The following is a 14,275-nucleotide window of genomic DNA, read 5'->3' as shown; positions in this document are numbered from 1 at the left end:
CCCTCGCGCAGCGGAGGAGGTGGCAGCGGAGCTGACATAGGGGGTGTCTCCGCGAATACAGCGCTCGCGGCAAGGCCCTCTCCACCACTTCGTGTTCCTCCTCCGCCCTTCGCGAGGGAGGATTTGTGCGGGACCGATCGGATCGCAGGGGGTTGGCAACCCTTCCCCCTTTCGGGCAAGAGCTAGCCATCATTCCGGGGATTCAAAGCACAACATAATGCCGGGAACGGAAATCATCTCGACCGAGCCGGCGACGGGCGCCGTGCTGTGGCGTCAGAAGATCGGCGATGTCGATGCCGAGGTCGCGCATGCGCGGCGCAGCTGGGCCGAATGGGCCGCGCGCCCGCTGGCCTATCGGATCGAGGCGCTGCGCCGCTTCGCCAATGTCGTCCGCCAGAAGGCCGACGCCTTCACCGATCTGCTCGCCCGCGAGACCGGCAAGCCGCTCTGGGAAGCGCGCACCGAAGTCGAGACGGTGATCGGCAAGGTCGACATCTCGATCACTGCCTATTCGGAGCGCACCGGCCAGCGCCGGATCGAGGCGCCGATGAACACGCGGCTCGCGCTGCGGCACAAGCCTCACGGCGTCCTCGCGGTGCTCGGGCCGTATAATTTCCCCGCGCATCTGCCCAACGGCCACATCGTGCCCGCGCTGCTCGCCGGCAATGCGGTGGTGTTCAAGCCGTCGGAAAAGACCCCGGCGAGCGGCGCGTTCCTCGTCGATTGCTTCCACGCCGCGGGAATTCCGGAGGGCTGCATCCGCCTGCTGATCGGCGGCCCCGATCAGGGCAAGGCGCTCGCCGGGCATCCCGATATCGACGGGCTGCTGTTCACCGGTTCTGCCAATACCGGCATCGCGCTCAACCGCCAGTTCGCCACCCGGCCCGAGAAGATCCTCGCGCTCGAAATGGGCGGCAACAATCCGATCGTGGTGTGGGACACGCCCGATCTCTATTCGGCGGCGGTGCTCGTCATCCAGTCGGCCTTCACCACCGCGGGCCAGCGCTGCACTGCCGCGCGCCGGCTGATTGTCGACCAGAATCTCTACGATCCGCTGATGGAGGAGCTCAACAAGCTGATCGGCCGGCTGATCATCGGCGAGCCGCACGCCGATCCCGCCCCGTTCATGGGACCGGTGATCGACAATGACAGCGCCGACATGCTCACCGAGAGCTTCCTTGCGCTGTCGACGATGGGCGGCCGCCCCTTGCGCCACATGGAGCGGCCGATCGAGAGCCGCCCCTTCCTCACCCCCGGCCTGATCGACATGACCCAGGCGAACGACAAGCCCGACGTCGAATTGTTCGGCCCGGTCCTTCAGATCTATCGCAAGGCGAGTTTCGAGGAGGCGATCGCCGAGGCCAACGACACGCGCTACGGCCTCTCGGCCTCGCTGGTCAGCCAGAATCCGCGGCTCTACGACCAGTTCTGGGCCAATATCCGCGCCGGCATCGTCAACTGGAACCGGCCGACCAACGGCGCGTCCTCGGCAGCGCCGTTCGGCGGCGTCGGCTGGTCGGGCAATCACCGCCCCAGTGCTTATTATGCCGCGGACTATTGCGCCTATCCTGTGGTCTCCTCCGAATCCGAACAGGCGCGGGCAGCAATTGGACTCGGGCTCAGGGACGCGTAATTAAATCCTCCCTCGCGCAGCGGGGGAGGTGGCGCCGAAGGCGACGGAGGGGGCACGTCCCCAAGGACGTCGCTTGCGGAGAGCCCCCCCTCCGTCAGCTTCGCTGCCACCTCCCCCGCTTCGCGAGGGAGGATTGATATAGACACCCCCGACCGCCCCTCGCTATCGCCCGCGCATGCCCGTCATCGCCACCATCATGAATTCCGCCACCGGCCAGCCCATCCAGCGGATGACCTTCGGCCGCATGCCCAAGCCCTGGGCTTCTTTCACTCTCGAAAGCGGCGAGCTGGTCACCGCCGACCGCGTCGATGTCGGCAAGCCCGCGCCTGGCAAGGTCGTCGTGCCGGTATCGGTGTGGGTGTCGCCGAAGAAAACGGTGGACCAGCCCTGACACCCTTTCCCTCTAAAGGTGGCGGAGGCCGGCGACGCGTCCCCGCCCCACATTTTCAGCAACATTTCGTTACAATCGCGCCACGCTCCGCGCATTGAATCCTTAACCCTGCCCCCCTAGATTCATCTCTGCGGGACCGGGCCCCTCTGGCGGCGGCTTCATCTGAAGCGCCGTGATGTCGGACCGCATCGAGCTAGCTCGGTGCAGGTTTGGCGGCTGTCCACCTCCTCACCGAAGACCCGGCTCGATCGATGTAACTGTCGATGGAGTGGCATGTGAGTAGTCTTGTCGAGCGGCTGATCGCCGCGCACCGCCTTCTCAACCGCGAGATCCGCCGCGAGCTCGCGCGGCGCTTTCCCGATCGCCTGCGCCTGATCCGGCTCAAGAAGGAACGGCTCGCGATCAAGGACCGGCTGTTCCGCCACATTCCCGATGCGGCCGAGATGCGCCGCATCGCCCGCGGCGCGATCCGCCGCGCGCGTCACGCCTAGGAGAATCTTCCAGTGGACAATCTTTCCGCCTTCAATCGCAGCGCCGCCAGCGCCGCGCAGGTCCGCTACGATGAGGGCCTGCGCCGGCACATGCTCGGCATCTATCGCAACATGGGCATCGGGCTCGCGATCACCGGGCTGGTCGCGCTCGCGGTGGCCAACACGCCTGCGCTCGTCGCGCTGATCTTCGGCACCCCGCTGAAGTGGGTGGCGATGCTCGCCCCCCTCGCCTTCGTGTTCTTCTTCACTTTCCGCATCGAGCGGATGACGACCGCGGGCGCCCGTACCGCCTTCTTCGCCTTCGCGGCGGTGATGGGCGTGTCGATGGCGAGCGTCTTCCTCGTCTTCACCGGCGCCAGCATCGCGATGGCCTTCTTCACCGCTTCGGCGATGTTCGCCGGCCTCAGCCTGTGGGGCTACACCACCAACCGTGACCTGACCGGCATGGGAACCTTCCTGATGGTCGGCCTGATCGCGGTGATCGGCGCCAGCCTCGTCAATCTGTTCCTCGGCTCGGGCCTGCTCCAGATGGCCCTCTCCGCCGTCGGCGTGATCGTCTTCGCCGGTCTCACCGCGTGGGACACCCAGCGCCTGAAGAGCGAATATATCGTCTATGGCAACAGCCAGGCGGTCGAGAAGCTCGCGATCATGGGGGCGCTGTCGCTCTATCTCAACCTGATCAACATGTTCCAGCTGCTGCTGGGGCTGATGGGCGAACGGGAGTAATCGCATGAGCGGCAATTTCACCTGCCCCGTCGACGGTACCAAATTGGTGCCGATGGAGCGCTCGGGCATCGAGATCGATCACTGCCCCAGCTGCCGCGGCGTCTGGCTCGATCGCGGCGAGCTCGACAAGATCATCGAGCGCAACGCCGCACCGGTGCAGCAGCAGTCGCAGTCGCAGTCGGCGCCATGGCCCGAGCCGCAGCGCCCGCGCTACGACGATCGTCACCAGCAGCATCATGGCGGCCATTACGGTCATCATGGCCATAAGCGGCGCAAGTCCTTCCTAGAAGAACTGTTCGACTAAGTCCCCCTGTCCCCGAACAGTTCGAACCTGCCCGTCGCCGATCGCTCGGCGGCGGGCTTTTCTTTGCCCCGCAGGCGCCGCTATCGTCGCGTGCGCAACAGGGAGAGAAGACATGGTCACGCGCAGGTCGCTCGTCGGCGGATCGGCGGCATTCGCGGCGACATTGGCCCTGCCTCTCCCCGCCGCAGCCGCGCCCGCCTTCGTCCGGCGCGAAGGCACGCGGCTGATGCTCGGCGCCCGGCCTTATCGCTTCGTCGGCGCGAATATGTGGTACGCCGCATGGCTCGGGGCGCCCGCGCGATATGGCGACCGCGCGCGGCTGATCCGCGAACTCGACGCGCTCGCCGCGATGGGCGTGACCAATCTTCGCATCCTCGCCTCGGCCGAAGAAGGGCCGCTCAAGAACTCGGTCCGCCCCGGCTTTCGCACCAAGGGGCAGAACTGGAACGATTCGCTGCTCGCCGGGCTCGATTTCTGCCTCGCCGAGATGGGCAAGCGCGGGATGAAGGCGGTGCTCTACCTCACCAATTTCTGGGAATGGTCCGGGGGCATGATGACCTATCTCAGCTATGTGAATGGCGGGAAGTTCGTCGACGCCAACGATCCGGCGCATCCCTGGCCCGAATTCCCCGACGCGACGGCGCAATTCTATGCCAGCAAGCCCGCGGTGGCGCTCTATCATGACTGGATTCGCGGGCTGGTCTCGCGGACCAATCCGATCACCGGCCTGGCCTATCGCGACGATCCGACGATCATGGCGTGGCAGCTCGCCAATGAACCGCGTCCCGGCGGCAGCCCGGCGAGCGCGGCGCCGTTGCTCCCGGCATATTATGCGTGGATCCGCGGCACCGCGAAGCTGGTCAAGGCGCTCGATTCGAACCATCTCGTCTCTACCGGAAGCGAGGGCCTGATGGGCAGCGTCCAGAGCGCGGAGATCTTCCGCGCCGCGCATGCCTTTCCCGAGATCGATTATCTCACTGCGCATATCTGGCCGCTCAACTGGAGCTGGGTCGATGCGAAGGACATTCCGGGCACCCATGCCGGCGCGACCGCGAAGGTCGCCGACTATCTCGACCAGCATCAGGCGCTGGCGAGGCAAATCGGCAAGCCGCTGGTGATCGAGGAATTCGGCTATCCGCGCGACGGCGGCGGCTATGATCCGCAAGCGAGCACGCGCTTCAAGGATCTCTATTACCAGCAGATCTACGATGCCGTCCTGACCAGCGCGCGCACCGGCGGCCCGATCATGGGGTCGAACTTCTGGGCATGGAACGGCAGCGGCCGCGCGCTTCACGGCGACCACCGCTTCAGGCCCGGCGACACCGCGTGGCTCGGCGACCCCCCGCACGAGCCGCAGGGCTGGTATGGCGTGTTCGACAGCGATGCGAGCACGCGCGCAGTGATCAAGGCGCATGCGAGCGCGCTGGCCACGGCAGGCGAACCGATCGCCGCGTAACCGTCACCCCGGCCTTGTGCCGGGGTCCACCGGTCGGCGGTCGAGAAGCTATCGCCTCAATCCCTTCCGTCGCGGCACAGTGGACCCCGGCCCAAGGCCGGGGTGACGAAGCGAACAAAGTTCACCTTCCGTCCGCCCAAACCATCCTCCGTTGCCCCTCGCTGCCTGCGCGCCCATCTGCTCCCCATGGCATCTCTGCTCGATCCCTCCGCGCGCGGGCGCGTGATCCTCGTCGGCGCGGGGCCCGGCGATCCGGGCCTGCTCACCGTGCGCGCCGTCGAGGCGCTGCGTCAGGCCGACGTCCTCGTCCATGACGGCCTCGTCGACTCGCGCGTGCTCGATCTCGCCCCGCAGGCGCATCGCATCTCGGTCGCCAAGCAGCGCGCCCGCCACACCTTGTCGCAGGACGCGATCAACGCGCTGATCGTCGCGCATGTGAAGACCGGCGCGATCGTCGTGCGGCTGAAGGGCGGCGATCCGTTCATCTTCGGCCGCGGCGGCGAGGAAGTCGAAGCCGTCCGCGCCGCCGGCCTGCCGGTCGAGGTCGTGCCCGGGGTCTCGGCGGCATTGGGCGCCGCCGCCGAAGCGATGCTGCCGCTCACCCATCGCGACTGGTCGAGCGCGGTCAGCTTCGTCGCCGGCCAGTGCAAGGGCCTTTCCGATCAGGACTGGTCGGGGCTCGCCGGCAAGGGCCGCACCCTCGTCATCTATATGGGCGTCGCCAATTGCCCCGCGATCGCCGACAAGTTGATGGCCGACGGCGTCGCCCCCGACATGCCGGTCGCAGTGCTCGAGCGCGCCACGCTCGAGGGGCATCGCGCGATCCGCACCCTGCTCGCCGATCTCGGCGACCTCGTCGAGCGCGAAAAGGTCAAGAGCCCCGCGATCATCGTGGTCGGCGAAGTCGTGCGCCTCTCCGATGCCGAGGACAAGCTCGTCCAATGGGCGCGGATGGCGGAGGCGGCGCAATGAAGATCCTGACCGGCAACGATCTCGCCACCGGCGACGTGACGTGGTGGACCGGCAGCGGCTGGTCGCGCCACATCGAGGACGCCAGCGACGTCGCCGATCAGGGCGAGGCGATCGCGCATGCCGAGGAAGGCGCCCGCCGGGTCAACGCGCCCTATTTGATCGACGCGACCGAAACCCCCGAGGGCCCGCGCCCCGCGCACATCAAGGACCGCATCCGCGCGCTCGGCCCGACGGTGCGCGCCGATCTCACGCTCAAGCCGGCGGACCCCGAAGCGGGGAGCTGGGTGATATGATTTTCACGCGAAGCCGCGAGGCCGCGAAGAGAAGAAGCTTGCTCGCGCAACGACGCGACGACGCGACGATCAGCCTTCGCCGCGCCGGCGGCCCTTCAATTCGCATCGCCCAAGCAGTGAATGCCGCTCACGCGGCGCTTTCGCATGCCGCAAGTGCCACCCTCGTCGCGTCGTCGCGTCGTTGCGCGAACCAATTCTTCGCGGCTTCGCGCCTTCGCGCGAACCTTCTTCAGGCCACCCGCTGATGTACAGATACGACCAATATGACCATTCGATCGTCGCGAGCCGCGTCGAGGAGTTCCGCGATCAGGTGAACCGCCGCCTCGCCGGCCAGATCACCGAGGACCAGTTCAAGCCGCTGCGCCTGATGAACGGTCTCTATCTTCAGCTCCACGCCTATATGCTGCGCGTCGCGGTGCCCTATGGCACGCTCGACAGCCGCCAGATGCACATGCTGGCGCACATTGCGCGCAAGTACGACCGCGGCTACGGCCATTTCACCACGCGCCAGAACCTCCAGTACAACTGGATCAAGCTCGAGGACGCGCCCGACATCCTCGCGGAACTCGCCACGGTCGAGATGCACGCGATCCAGACCAGCGGAAACTGCATCCGCAACATCAGCAGCGACCAGTTCGCCGGCGCCGCCGCCGACGAGATCACCGATCCGCGCCCCTGGGCCGAACTGCTCCGCCAGTGGAGCACGTTCCACCCCGAATTCAGCTATTTGCCTCGGAAATTCAAGATCGCGGTGATCGCCGCCGACGAGGATCGCGCGGCGATGCGCCTCCATGATATCGGCATCCAGATCGTCGCGCGGGACGGCGTCCACGGCGCGAAGATCTTCGTCGGCGGCGGCATGGGCCGCACCCCGATGGTCGCCCCCGAGGTCAAGGATTTCGTGCCGCTCGAGGACCTGCTCAGCTATCTCGAGGCCTGCCTGCGCGTCTACAATCGCTACGGCCGCCGCGACAATATCTACAAGGCGCGGATCAAGATCCTCGTCCATGAGATCGGCGCCGACGAATATCGGCGCCAGGTCGAGGAGGAGTTCGTCGCGGTCAAGGCGCTCGGCATCGATCCGCCGCGGGCCGAGTTCGACCGCATCGCCGCCTATTTCGCGCCGCCCGCCTGGGAAGCCGGTCTGTCGGACGATCTCGACCGTACCGACCCCGATTTCGCCCTGTGGCTCGATCAGAACGTCTCGGCGCACAAGGCGCCCGGCTATGCCGTGGTCACGATCAGCCTCAAGCCGGCCGGCGGCATCCCCGGCGACGCCTCGGCCGACCAGATCGACCTGATGGCCGATCTCGCCGAGCGCCTCAGCTTCGACGAGCTCCGCGTCACCCACGCGCAGAACATCGTCCTGCCGCATGTGCGCAAGGCCGATCTCTACGGCCTGTGGGAGCAGCTTCGCGACGCCGGCCTCGCCGAGGCCAATCTCGACCTGATCAGCGACATCATCGCCTGCCCCGGCCTCGATTATTGCAGCCTCGCCAATGCCCGCTCGATCCCGGTGGCGCAAAAGATCCACGCGCGTTTCGCCGATCTCGGCCGCCAGCGCGATCTCGGCGAACTCAAGCTCAAGATCAGCGGCTGCATCAACGCCTGCGGCCACCATCATGCCGGCCATATCGGCATCCTCGGCGTCGACCGCAAAGGCACCGAGAATTACCAGTTGCTGCTCGGCGGATCGGGCGCGGAGGACGTCAGCCTCGCCAAGATCACGGGCCCCGGCTTCTCCGAGGACGGCATCGTCGACGCGGTCGAGACCGCGACCAACGTCTATCTGCGCGAGCGCACCGAGGGCGAGCGCTTCCTCGACACCTATCGCCGCATCGGCATGGAGCCGTTCAAGGAGGCGCTTTATGGCTAAGCGCGACGCCGTTTTCCCGGCCAACCCGCACGCCTTGTACGCGGAGCATCGCTATTCGCCCGCGATCCGCGCCAACGGGCTGCTGTTCGTCTCGGGCCAGGTCGGCACGCGCGCCGATGGATCGCCCGAGCCCGATACCGAGGCGCAGATCCGCCTCGCCTTCGAGAACCTGCTCGGCATCCTCGCTGCCGCGGGCTGCACCTTCGACGATGTGGTCGACACGACCTTGTACCTCGTCGATCCCGAGGGCGATTTCGAGACATTGCTCAAAGTCATGCCCGACTATTGGGGCGAGGCGCCCTATCCGGCGCTGACCGGCATCGGCGTCAATTGGCTTGCCGGCTTCCGCTTCGAGATCAAGGTGATCGCGCGCCTTCCGGAGGCCCGGGCATGACCGACAACCTCCTCCGATTCCGCGACGACGAGGCGCATGAAGAGCCCGCCGTCACGCTCGACTCGTTCTTCGGCCAGTCCAACGCCACTGCCGTCCGGATCGAGGCCGGCGAGGACGCCCGCGTCCTGCTGCCGCATCTCGATCGCCTCGCTCTGGTCGAAGTCAGCTTCCCCAAATATCGCGACGGCCGCGGCTATTCGGCCGGGCGGATCCTCCGCGAAGCGGGCTATAAGGGCGAATTGCGCGCGCAGGGCGACGTGCTGGTCGATCAGATCCCGCTGATGCGCCGCTGCGGCTTCGACAGTTTCGCGCCCGAAGCCCCGGTCGATGCCGCGGTGCTCGAAGCCAGCCTCGCGCGCTACGACCAGGTCTATCAGCCCGCCGCCGACGCGCACGTGCCCGTCTGGAAACTGCGTCATGGCTAATGTCGCCGCGCGGAAGGTGGATCGCCTCGATCTCGCCCCGCGCTTCACCGAACAGGACGCGATCCGGCTCAACAACATGTTCCGCGGCAGCTCGACCGACGAGATGCTGCGCACCGTCCTCGGCGAGCAGATGATCGGCGATGTCGCTCTGGTCTCGTCGTTCGGCGCCGAGTCCGCGGCCTTGCTCCATCTCGTCGCCTCGATCGATCCGTCGGTGCCGGTCCTCTTTCTCGACACCGGCCGGCACTTTCCCGAGACGCTCGCCTATCGCGATCAACTCGTCGCCCGGCTGGGCCTCGAGGATTTCCGCAACCTCGAGCCCGACGCCGAGGTCCTCGCCGCGCGCGACGCCAACCAGCTGCGCTGGTCGTTCGATCCCGACGGTTGCTGCGAGATCCGCAAGGTCGTGCCGCTGGCCAAGGGTCTCGCCGGCTTCGACGCGACGATCACCGGCCGCAAGGCATTCCAGGCGAGCACCCGCAACGCCCTGCCCCGCTTCGAGATCGACACCTCGGACGCCGCCGGTCGGCTCAAGGTCAACCCGCTCGCCGACTGGACCAAGGCCGATCTCGACGCCTATTTCGTCGCGCACGATCTGCCGGTGCATCCTTTGGTCGCGCAGGGCTATCTCTCGATCGGCTGCGCGCCGTGCACCAGCGTGGTCAAGCCCGGCGAAGACCCGCGCGCCGGCCGCTGGCGTGGCTGGGACAAGACCGAATGCGGCATCCACACGATCCCCGACGGCGATCCCAACCAGCCGAGTTTCTGAGCCCAGCGCACGCGTTGTCATCCCGACCTTGTGCCGGCTCCACAGCGCCGATAGCGAGAAGCCTGCGAACGCGCGGGCACCATCGCCGCAAGCCGTTGATCATTCCCTGTTTGCACGGTGGACCCCGGCCCAAGGCCGGGGTGACGGATTGGAAACGCCGGGACCGCGTTTCCGCAGCCCCGGCGCTCTCCTGCTGACGAACTCAGAACCAGGCGGGCAATCTCGGTGCGACATGCCCGCGCACGCTGTCGCTGCTACGCGCCTCTACCCCGAGGCTGGCGAACAGCATCGCCCCGCCCAGGAACGCGCCGAGCAGGAAGCTCAGCCCGGCAAGCGTTTCGCCATCCGACGATCCCGGCCCGAAAATCTGTCCCGGCCGGGTCAGGTTGAGATCGGCCTGGGTCGCGACTTCGCCGGTATAGGCGGACCGCCAGCCGGTGCCGCTGTCATTCTCGTGAAGCACGAAACCGTCGGCATTCGCTCGGTCGAGCGCGCGGCCGTTGCTGCCCATCGTGATGCTCAGGTCGCCGAGCTCCTGCTGGCTCAGCCCGGTCACCTCGATCGCCTGATCGCCCTTGGTGATCGCCACCGAGCTGGCGAAATAGACGTCGGGATTGCCCTTGCCCTGTTCGGTGTTGATCGTGATCTTGGTGCCGTTGTCGAGCGTGAAGGTCGTCGTTCCCCAGAAATCGTAGACGTGCTTGCCGTTCACATCGACATGCGGGTCGCCCCAGATCCGGGTGGTCTCGCCGGTATTGGCATTGGTGATCGTCATCTCGCTGTTATTCTCGTTGAGCTGCAGGCTGTAGCCGTCGCCCAGATCAATATTGGCTTTGCCCTCGGCGCCGGTCTTGACCGTCCAATTGGCCTGGGTCTCGCCGCCGCAGCGCGCGTCGACGTTCCAGCCCTTGGGGAAGCAGGACGAGGCGAAGGGGCCGGCGCCGAGCGGGTTGAGCATTTTGCCCATGATCCCCGCGGCAAGCACGAAATTGGCCGAGGCCGAACCGGCGGCAAGCGCCTGGAACGCACCGAAGGAAGCAATATTGTTCGCAGCGATCGTCGTCATGGCGCGGTTTCCTGTCCCTGGTGAACGACAGATGGGTACGCCGTCGCGGCGAACCGCGCGCTCCGCATTCCGATTAGTAGGGCTAGTCGCTTCGATTAGTCGTGCGGGCGCCCCGGCCGGTCGCGCGCTTGCAATATAGGATTTCGCGTGCTCGCATGCCGTGCACGCTCTTTGAACCGTCCGGCCCCATTCCATTGCTACGCGCAATAAAGTGTCGCCGGCGCGAAACGAAATTGCCGATTGGCCGTGCAAACCGTGAAACTTGGTCGCGCCAATCCTATTTTTCGCGCGCTCAATAATCCTCGTGCGCGAGATCGCTGAACTTGGTGAACTGGCGGTCGAAGCGCATGTGCACCGATCCCGTGGCGCCGTGGCGCTGCTTGGCGATGATCACGGTCGCCTTGCCCGAAACCTCGAGCTGCTTGGCCTGCCAATTCTCATAGGCGATCCGCTCCTCGGCGGTCTCGGTGCCGTCGGGCGTCTTGGTCGGCGCCTTGAAGTCGTGATAATATTCGTCGCGATAGACGAACAAGACGATGTCGGCGTCCTGCTCGATCGACCCCGATTCGCGAAGGTCGGAGAGCTGCGGCCTCTTGTCCTCGCGGCTTTCGACGCCGCGGCTCAGCTGTGACAATGCCAGCACCGGTACGTTGAGTTCCTTGGCCAGCGTCTTCAATCCGCGGCTGATCTCCGAGATTTCCTGCACGCGCCCGTCGCCCGAAGCCTTGGCGCTGCCGGTCAGCAGCTGGAGATAGTCGACCACCACCATGCCGATCTTGTGCTGGCGCTTCATCCGCCGCGCGCGGGTGCGCAACGCCGCGATCGTCAGGCCCGGCGTGTCGTCGATGAACAAGGGCAGCCGCTCGAGATCGCCCGCCGCACGCGCGAATTTCTGGAACTCGCTATGGCTGATCTGCCCGGTGCGCAATTTCTCCGAGACGACTTCGGCCTGCTCGGAGAGAATGCGCATCGCCAGCTGGTCGGCCGACATTTCGAGGCTGAAGAACGCCACCGGCGCGCCGATCGACTTCTCCTCGGGGATGCCCGCTTCGAGATCGTCGGCCCAGCGCTTGGCGGCGTTGAACGCGATATTGGTCGCGAGCGAGGTCTTGCCCATGCCCGGGCGCCCGGCGAGGATCAGCAGGTCCGATCGGTTGAACCCGCCGGTCGAGGCGTTGAGGTCGGTCAGCCCGGTGGTGATGCCCGAGATGCCGCCGCCCGAGTTCATCGCCTTCTCGGCCTGCTTCACCGCCAGCGTTGCCGCGCGAATGAAGGATTTGAGCCCGCTGTCCGATTCGCCCTTTTCGGCGACTTCGTAGAGCTTCAGTTCGGCCTGTTCGATCTGCTTGGCCGGGTTGATGTCCTGGCTGGTGTCGAGCGCGCCCTCGACAAGGTCGCGCCCCACCGTCACCAGCGCGCGCAGCATCGCAAGGTCATAGATCTGGTCGGCGAACGAGCGCGCGCCGATCAGGCTCGCCGGATTGCCGGTAAGCTGCGCCAGATAGGCCGGGCCGCCCAATTCCTTCATCGCCGGATCGGCGGCGAACAGCGGGCGCAGCGTCACCGGCGTCGCCAGCCGGTTGTCGCCGACCATCGTCGCGATCGTGTCGTAGATCCGCCCGTGCAGCGGCTCGAAGAAATGCTCGGGGCGCAGTTTCTGGAGCACGTCTTCGGCGACGCGGTTGTCGATCATCATCGCGCCGAGCAACGCGGCCTCGGCCTCGACGTTCGCGGGCAGGCTGATGCCTTCGGGAGTCTCGGGAGCGGGAAAGGGAATCGGTTGTGCCATTTGCCCCCTAGTCGCGCAGCCGGGCCCCGGCATCAACTGCCCCCGCTTGTGGAAAACGGTAATACACCCCAAAGCTTCGCCGAATGGCCGATCCGCGCATCATGGAGGTAACGCTCGACGAGCGCACGATCCTGTGGCGCTCGGCCGATATCGAGCAGGAACGCCGCATCGCGATCTTCGACCTGCTCGAAGAAAACCGCTTCGCGCCGCAGCGCAAGCATGCCGATGGCTATGCCGGCCCCTACAAGCTCCATTTGCGCGTCGAGGAAGGCCGGCTCGCGCTGGAGATCCATCGCGCCGACGATTCGCATCTCGAGACCCTCGTGCTCGGCCTCGCCCGCTTCCGTCGCCCGATCCGCGACTATTTCGCGATCTGCGACTCTTATTACCAGGCGATCCGCGCCGCCTCGCCCGCCCAGATCGAGACGGTCGACATGGCCCGTCGCGGCGTCCACAATCAGGCGGCCGAGCTGCTGATGGAGCGGCTGGAGGGCAAGATAGACGTGGATTTCGACACTGCCCGCCGGCTGTTCACGCTGATCTGCGTGCTGCACATCAAGGGATGATGGTCGGGCTGATCCTCGCGCTGACTGCGCCCTGCGCGCATGCAGACCCGAAGGTCGCCGACCTGCTCGGGCGCTGGTGCCGCGCTATCGAGCAAGTCGAGCAGGCGGAGCCGGGTCCCGACGCCGATCTGCGCGCGAAAATGCTCCATCTGATTCGGCTCGACGAGGTGACTCGCCAGAATCTGTGGATGATCGAAGAACCATCGCTCGACACTGGCCAGCGACAGGTCGTCGGCGAAGCATTGGGCACGTCGCTCCGCGCGATCGACGCCCGCAACACGGCCGAAATCAAGAGGTTGCTTCCCAAATCCGGCTGGTTCGCCAATCGCGTACATGGCCGGCAGGTCACGCATGGCGCATGGCTCATCGCCCAGCATTCGCCCGACGATTCGTTCCGCGAATATGCCCTTGCCCAGATGTCCGCTCGCTTGAAGTCCGGCGATATCGATGCGCGCGACTATGCGCTGACCTTCGACCGGGTGCAGGTCCGCAAGGGCTTGCCGCAGCGTTATGGCAGTCAGGCGAGATGCCTGGATGGCCGCCTCATCCTCCAGCCGATCGAGGACGAGGCGGCGGTCAATGCTGCGCGCGAAGCGATAGGCTGGGCCCAGACGCTCGAAGAGACACGGGGCGATCTCGAGATCGGCAAGCCCTGCAATTCAGGATGACGCAAATGACCGACCAAGCCCGCACCTTGATCGAGGCGGCCCGCGACGCGGCGAAGAACGCCTACGCCCCCTATTCCAACTTCGCAGTCGGCGCGGCGGTGCTGCTGGGAGACGGGACCGTCGTCACCGGCGCCAATTTCGAGAATGCCAGCTATGGCCTGTCGCTGTGCGCGGAGACCGTGGCGCTGGCGACGGTCAATGCGCAGGGCCGCTTCCGCGACGTCGTCGCGATCGGCGTGATCGGCGGGCGGATCGGCCATGCCGACACCGCGCCGGTTAGCCCATGCGGGCGGTGCCGCCAGATCATCAACGAAGCGGCGCAGCTCGGCGGGTGCGACCTGCCGGTCTATTGCGGCGGCGCGACGGGCGATCGGATCGCGACGTACAAGCTCTCGGAGCTTCTCCCCCACGCCTTCGGCCCCGCCGATCTCGGGCTGGTCGATCGCTGATTGAACC

Annotated in this window: 17 protein-coding genes; 15 read left to right on the top strand and 2 right to left on the bottom strand. The window is 66.3% G+C overall.

What is annotated here, in order from left to right; genetic code table 11:
• The first annotated feature begins 217 nt into the window (after nucleotides 1–217).
• The 12 genes from astD (at nucleotide 218) to Q9Q95_RS04045 (ending at nucleotide 9,730) form a co-directional block, all read left to right on the top strand.
• Nucleotides 218–1,633, top strand: a complete 1,416-nt coding sequence (astD, locus tag Q9Q95_RS04100) for a succinylglutamate-semialdehyde dehydrogenase (protein WP_306094094.1) — start codon at nucleotides 218–220, stop codon at nucleotides 1,631–1,633.
• Nucleotides 1,634–1,808: 175 nt separating this feature from the next.
• On the top strand, nucleotides 1,809–2,024 hold the full coding sequence (locus Q9Q95_RS04095) for a hypothetical protein (RefSeq protein ID WP_306094092.1): 216 nt from the start codon (nucleotides 1,809–1,811) through the stop codon (nucleotides 2,022–2,024).
• Nucleotides 2,025–2,299: 275 nt separating this feature from the next.
• A complete protein-coding gene (locus Q9Q95_RS04090) occupies nucleotides 2,300–2,515 on the top strand; it encodes a YdcH family protein (RefSeq protein WP_306094090.1) in 216 nt (71 codons plus the stop codon).
• Between the two features lie 90 nt (nucleotides 2,516–2,605).
• On the top strand, nucleotides 2,606–3,241 hold the full coding sequence (locus Q9Q95_RS04085) for a Bax inhibitor-1/YccA family protein (protein ID WP_306094685.1): 636 nt from the start codon (nucleotides 2,606–2,608) through the stop codon (nucleotides 3,239–3,241).
• Nucleotides 3,242–3,245: 4 nt separating this feature from the next.
• Complete coding sequence (locus tag Q9Q95_RS04080; protein ID WP_306094089.1) at nucleotides 3,246–3,545, top strand: zf-TFIIB domain-containing protein; 300 nt, start codon at nucleotides 3,246–3,248, stop codon at nucleotides 3,543–3,545.
• Between the two features lie 112 nt (nucleotides 3,546–3,657).
• Nucleotides 3,658–5,001 carry a mannanase gene (locus Q9Q95_RS04075; protein WP_306094087.1) on the top strand — a complete coding sequence of 448 codons (1,344 nt, stop codon included), beginning with the start codon at nucleotides 3,658–3,660 and terminating at the stop codon, nucleotides 4,999–5,001.
• Nucleotides 5,002–5,187: 186 nt separating this feature from the next.
• A complete protein-coding gene (gene cobA, locus Q9Q95_RS04070) occupies nucleotides 5,188–5,973 on the top strand; it encodes a uroporphyrinogen-III C-methyltransferase (RefSeq protein ID WP_306094085.1) in 786 nt (261 codons plus the stop codon).
• On the top strand, nucleotides 5,970–6,266 hold the full coding sequence (locus Q9Q95_RS04065) for a DUF2849 domain-containing protein (protein WP_306094084.1): 297 nt from the start codon (nucleotides 5,970–5,972) through the stop codon (nucleotides 6,264–6,266). The genes cobA and Q9Q95_RS04065 overlap by 4 nt, the downstream gene beginning before the upstream one ends.
• Nucleotides 6,267–6,510: 244 nt before the next feature.
• Entirely contained in the window at nucleotides 6,511–8,142 is a 1,632-nt protein-coding gene (locus Q9Q95_RS04060; protein WP_306094083.1) for a nitrite/sulfite reductase, read from the top strand.
• On the top strand, nucleotides 8,135–8,536 hold the full coding sequence (locus Q9Q95_RS04055; RefSeq protein ID WP_306094081.1) for a RidA family protein: 402 nt from the start codon (nucleotides 8,135–8,137) through the stop codon (nucleotides 8,534–8,536). The genes Q9Q95_RS04060 and Q9Q95_RS04055 overlap by 8 nt, the downstream gene beginning before the upstream one ends.
• A complete protein-coding gene (locus Q9Q95_RS04050) occupies nucleotides 8,533–8,961 on the top strand; it encodes a DUF934 domain-containing protein (protein ID WP_306094079.1) in 429 nt (142 codons plus the stop codon). Before Q9Q95_RS04055 ends, Q9Q95_RS04050 begins: the two co-directional genes overlap by 4 nt.
• Nucleotides 8,954–9,730, top strand: a complete 777-nt coding sequence (locus Q9Q95_RS04045) for a phosphoadenylyl-sulfate reductase (RefSeq protein WP_306094076.1) — start codon at nucleotides 8,954–8,956, stop codon at nucleotides 9,728–9,730. Before Q9Q95_RS04050 ends, Q9Q95_RS04045 begins: the two co-directional genes overlap by 8 nt.
• Before the next feature lie 202 nt (nucleotides 9,731–9,932).
• On the opposite strand, the gene Q9Q95_RS04040 is transcribed toward Q9Q95_RS04045, so the two are convergent.
• Together Q9Q95_RS04040 and Q9Q95_RS04035 are read right to left on the bottom strand one after the other, a co-directional pair.
• Complete coding sequence (locus Q9Q95_RS04040) at nucleotides 9,933–10,796, bottom strand: DUF1521 domain-containing protein (RefSeq protein WP_306094074.1); 864 nt, start codon at nucleotides 10,794–10,796, stop codon at nucleotides 9,933–9,935.
• Nucleotides 10,797–11,088: 292 nt separating this feature from the next.
• Nucleotides 11,089–12,585 carry a replicative DNA helicase gene (locus Q9Q95_RS04035; RefSeq protein ID WP_306094072.1) on the bottom strand — a complete coding sequence of 499 codons (1,497 nt, stop codon included), beginning with the start codon at nucleotides 12,583–12,585 and terminating at the stop codon, nucleotides 11,089–11,091.
• An 83-nt stretch (nucleotides 12,586–12,668) separates the two neighbouring features.
• Between Q9Q95_RS04035 and Q9Q95_RS04030 the strand changes: the two genes are divergently transcribed.
• The 3 genes from Q9Q95_RS04030 to Q9Q95_RS04020 are packed head-to-tail and all read left to right on the top strand — an operon-like array spanning nucleotide 12,669 to nucleotide 14,268.
• Nucleotides 12,669–13,151 carry a UPF0262 family protein gene (locus Q9Q95_RS04030; protein WP_306094070.1) on the top strand — a complete coding sequence of 161 codons (483 nt, stop codon included), beginning with the start codon at nucleotides 12,669–12,671 and terminating at the stop codon, nucleotides 13,149–13,151.
• Complete coding sequence (locus Q9Q95_RS04025) at nucleotides 13,148–13,819, top strand: DUF6624 domain-containing protein (protein ID WP_306094068.1); 672 nt, start codon at nucleotides 13,148–13,150, stop codon at nucleotides 13,817–13,819. Before Q9Q95_RS04030 ends, Q9Q95_RS04025 begins: the two co-directional genes overlap by 4 nt.
• Before the next feature lie 5 nt (nucleotides 13,820–13,824).
• Nucleotides 13,825–14,268 (top strand): cytidine deaminase, encoded by a 444-nt coding sequence (locus tag Q9Q95_RS04020; RefSeq protein WP_306094066.1) that lies wholly within the window; start codon nucleotides 13,825–13,827, stop codon nucleotides 14,266–14,268.
• Nucleotides 14,269–14,275: the final 7 nt, after the last annotated feature.

Source organism: Sphingomonas sp. DG1-23, from assembly GCF_030730875.1.
Taxonomy (GTDB): domain Bacteria; phylum Pseudomonadota; class Alphaproteobacteria; order Sphingomonadales; family Sphingomonadaceae; genus Sphingomonas.
This window is presented reverse-complemented; position numbering and strand designations above follow the sequence as displayed.

Bases quoted from the DNA above. Each gene is read 5' to 3' on its own strand.
- Q9Q95_RS04095 (WP_306094092.1), top strand. From the start codon at position 1,809: ATGCCCGTCATCGCCACCATCATGAATTCCGCCACCGGCCAGCCCATC.
- astD (WP_306094094.1), top strand. From the start codon at position 218: ATGCCGGGAACGGAAATCATCTCGACCGAGCCGGCGACGGGCGCCGTG.
- Q9Q95_RS04040 (WP_306094074.1), bottom strand. From the start codon at position 10,796: ATGACGACGATCGCTGCGAACAATATTGCTTCCTTCGGTGCGTTCCAG.
- Q9Q95_RS04075 (WP_306094087.1), top strand. From the start codon at position 3,658: ATGGTCACGCGCAGGTCGCTCGTCGGCGGATCGGCGGCATTCGCGGCG.
- Q9Q95_RS04060 (WP_306094083.1), top strand. From the start codon at position 6,511: ATGTACAGATACGACCAATATGACCATTCGATCGTCGCGAGCCGCGTC.
- Q9Q95_RS04020 (WP_306094066.1), top strand. From the start codon at position 13,825: ATGACCGACCAAGCCCGCACCTTGATCGAGGCGGCCCGCGACGCGGCG.
- Q9Q95_RS04065 (WP_306094084.1), top strand. From the start codon at position 5,970: ATGAAGATCCTGACCGGCAACGATCTCGCCACCGGCGACGTGACGTGG.
- cobA (WP_306094085.1), top strand. From the start codon at position 5,188: ATGGCATCTCTGCTCGATCCCTCCGCGCGCGGGCGCGTGATCCTCGTC.
- Q9Q95_RS04085 (WP_306094685.1), top strand. From the start codon at position 2,606: ATGCTCGGCATCTATCGCAACATGGGCATCGGGCTCGCGATCACCGGG.
- Q9Q95_RS04055 (WP_306094081.1), top strand. From the start codon at position 8,135: ATGGCTAAGCGCGACGCCGTTTTCCCGGCCAACCCGCACGCCTTGTAC.
- Q9Q95_RS04050 (WP_306094079.1), top strand. From the start codon at position 8,533: ATGACCGACAACCTCCTCCGATTCCGCGACGACGAGGCGCATGAAGAG.
- Q9Q95_RS04025 (WP_306094068.1), top strand. From the start codon at position 13,148: ATGATGGTCGGGCTGATCCTCGCGCTGACTGCGCCCTGCGCGCATGCA.
- Q9Q95_RS04035 (WP_306094072.1), bottom strand. From the start codon at position 12,585: ATGGCACAACCGATTCCCTTTCCCGCTCCCGAGACTCCCGAAGGCATC.
- Q9Q95_RS04030 (WP_306094070.1), top strand. From the start codon at position 12,669: ATGGCCGATCCGCGCATCATGGAGGTAACGCTCGACGAGCGCACGATC.
- Q9Q95_RS04080 (WP_306094089.1), top strand. From the start codon at position 3,246: ATGAGCGGCAATTTCACCTGCCCCGTCGACGGTACCAAATTGGTGCCG.
- Q9Q95_RS04045 (WP_306094076.1), top strand. From the start codon at position 8,954: ATGGCTAATGTCGCCGCGCGGAAGGTGGATCGCCTCGATCTCGCCCCG.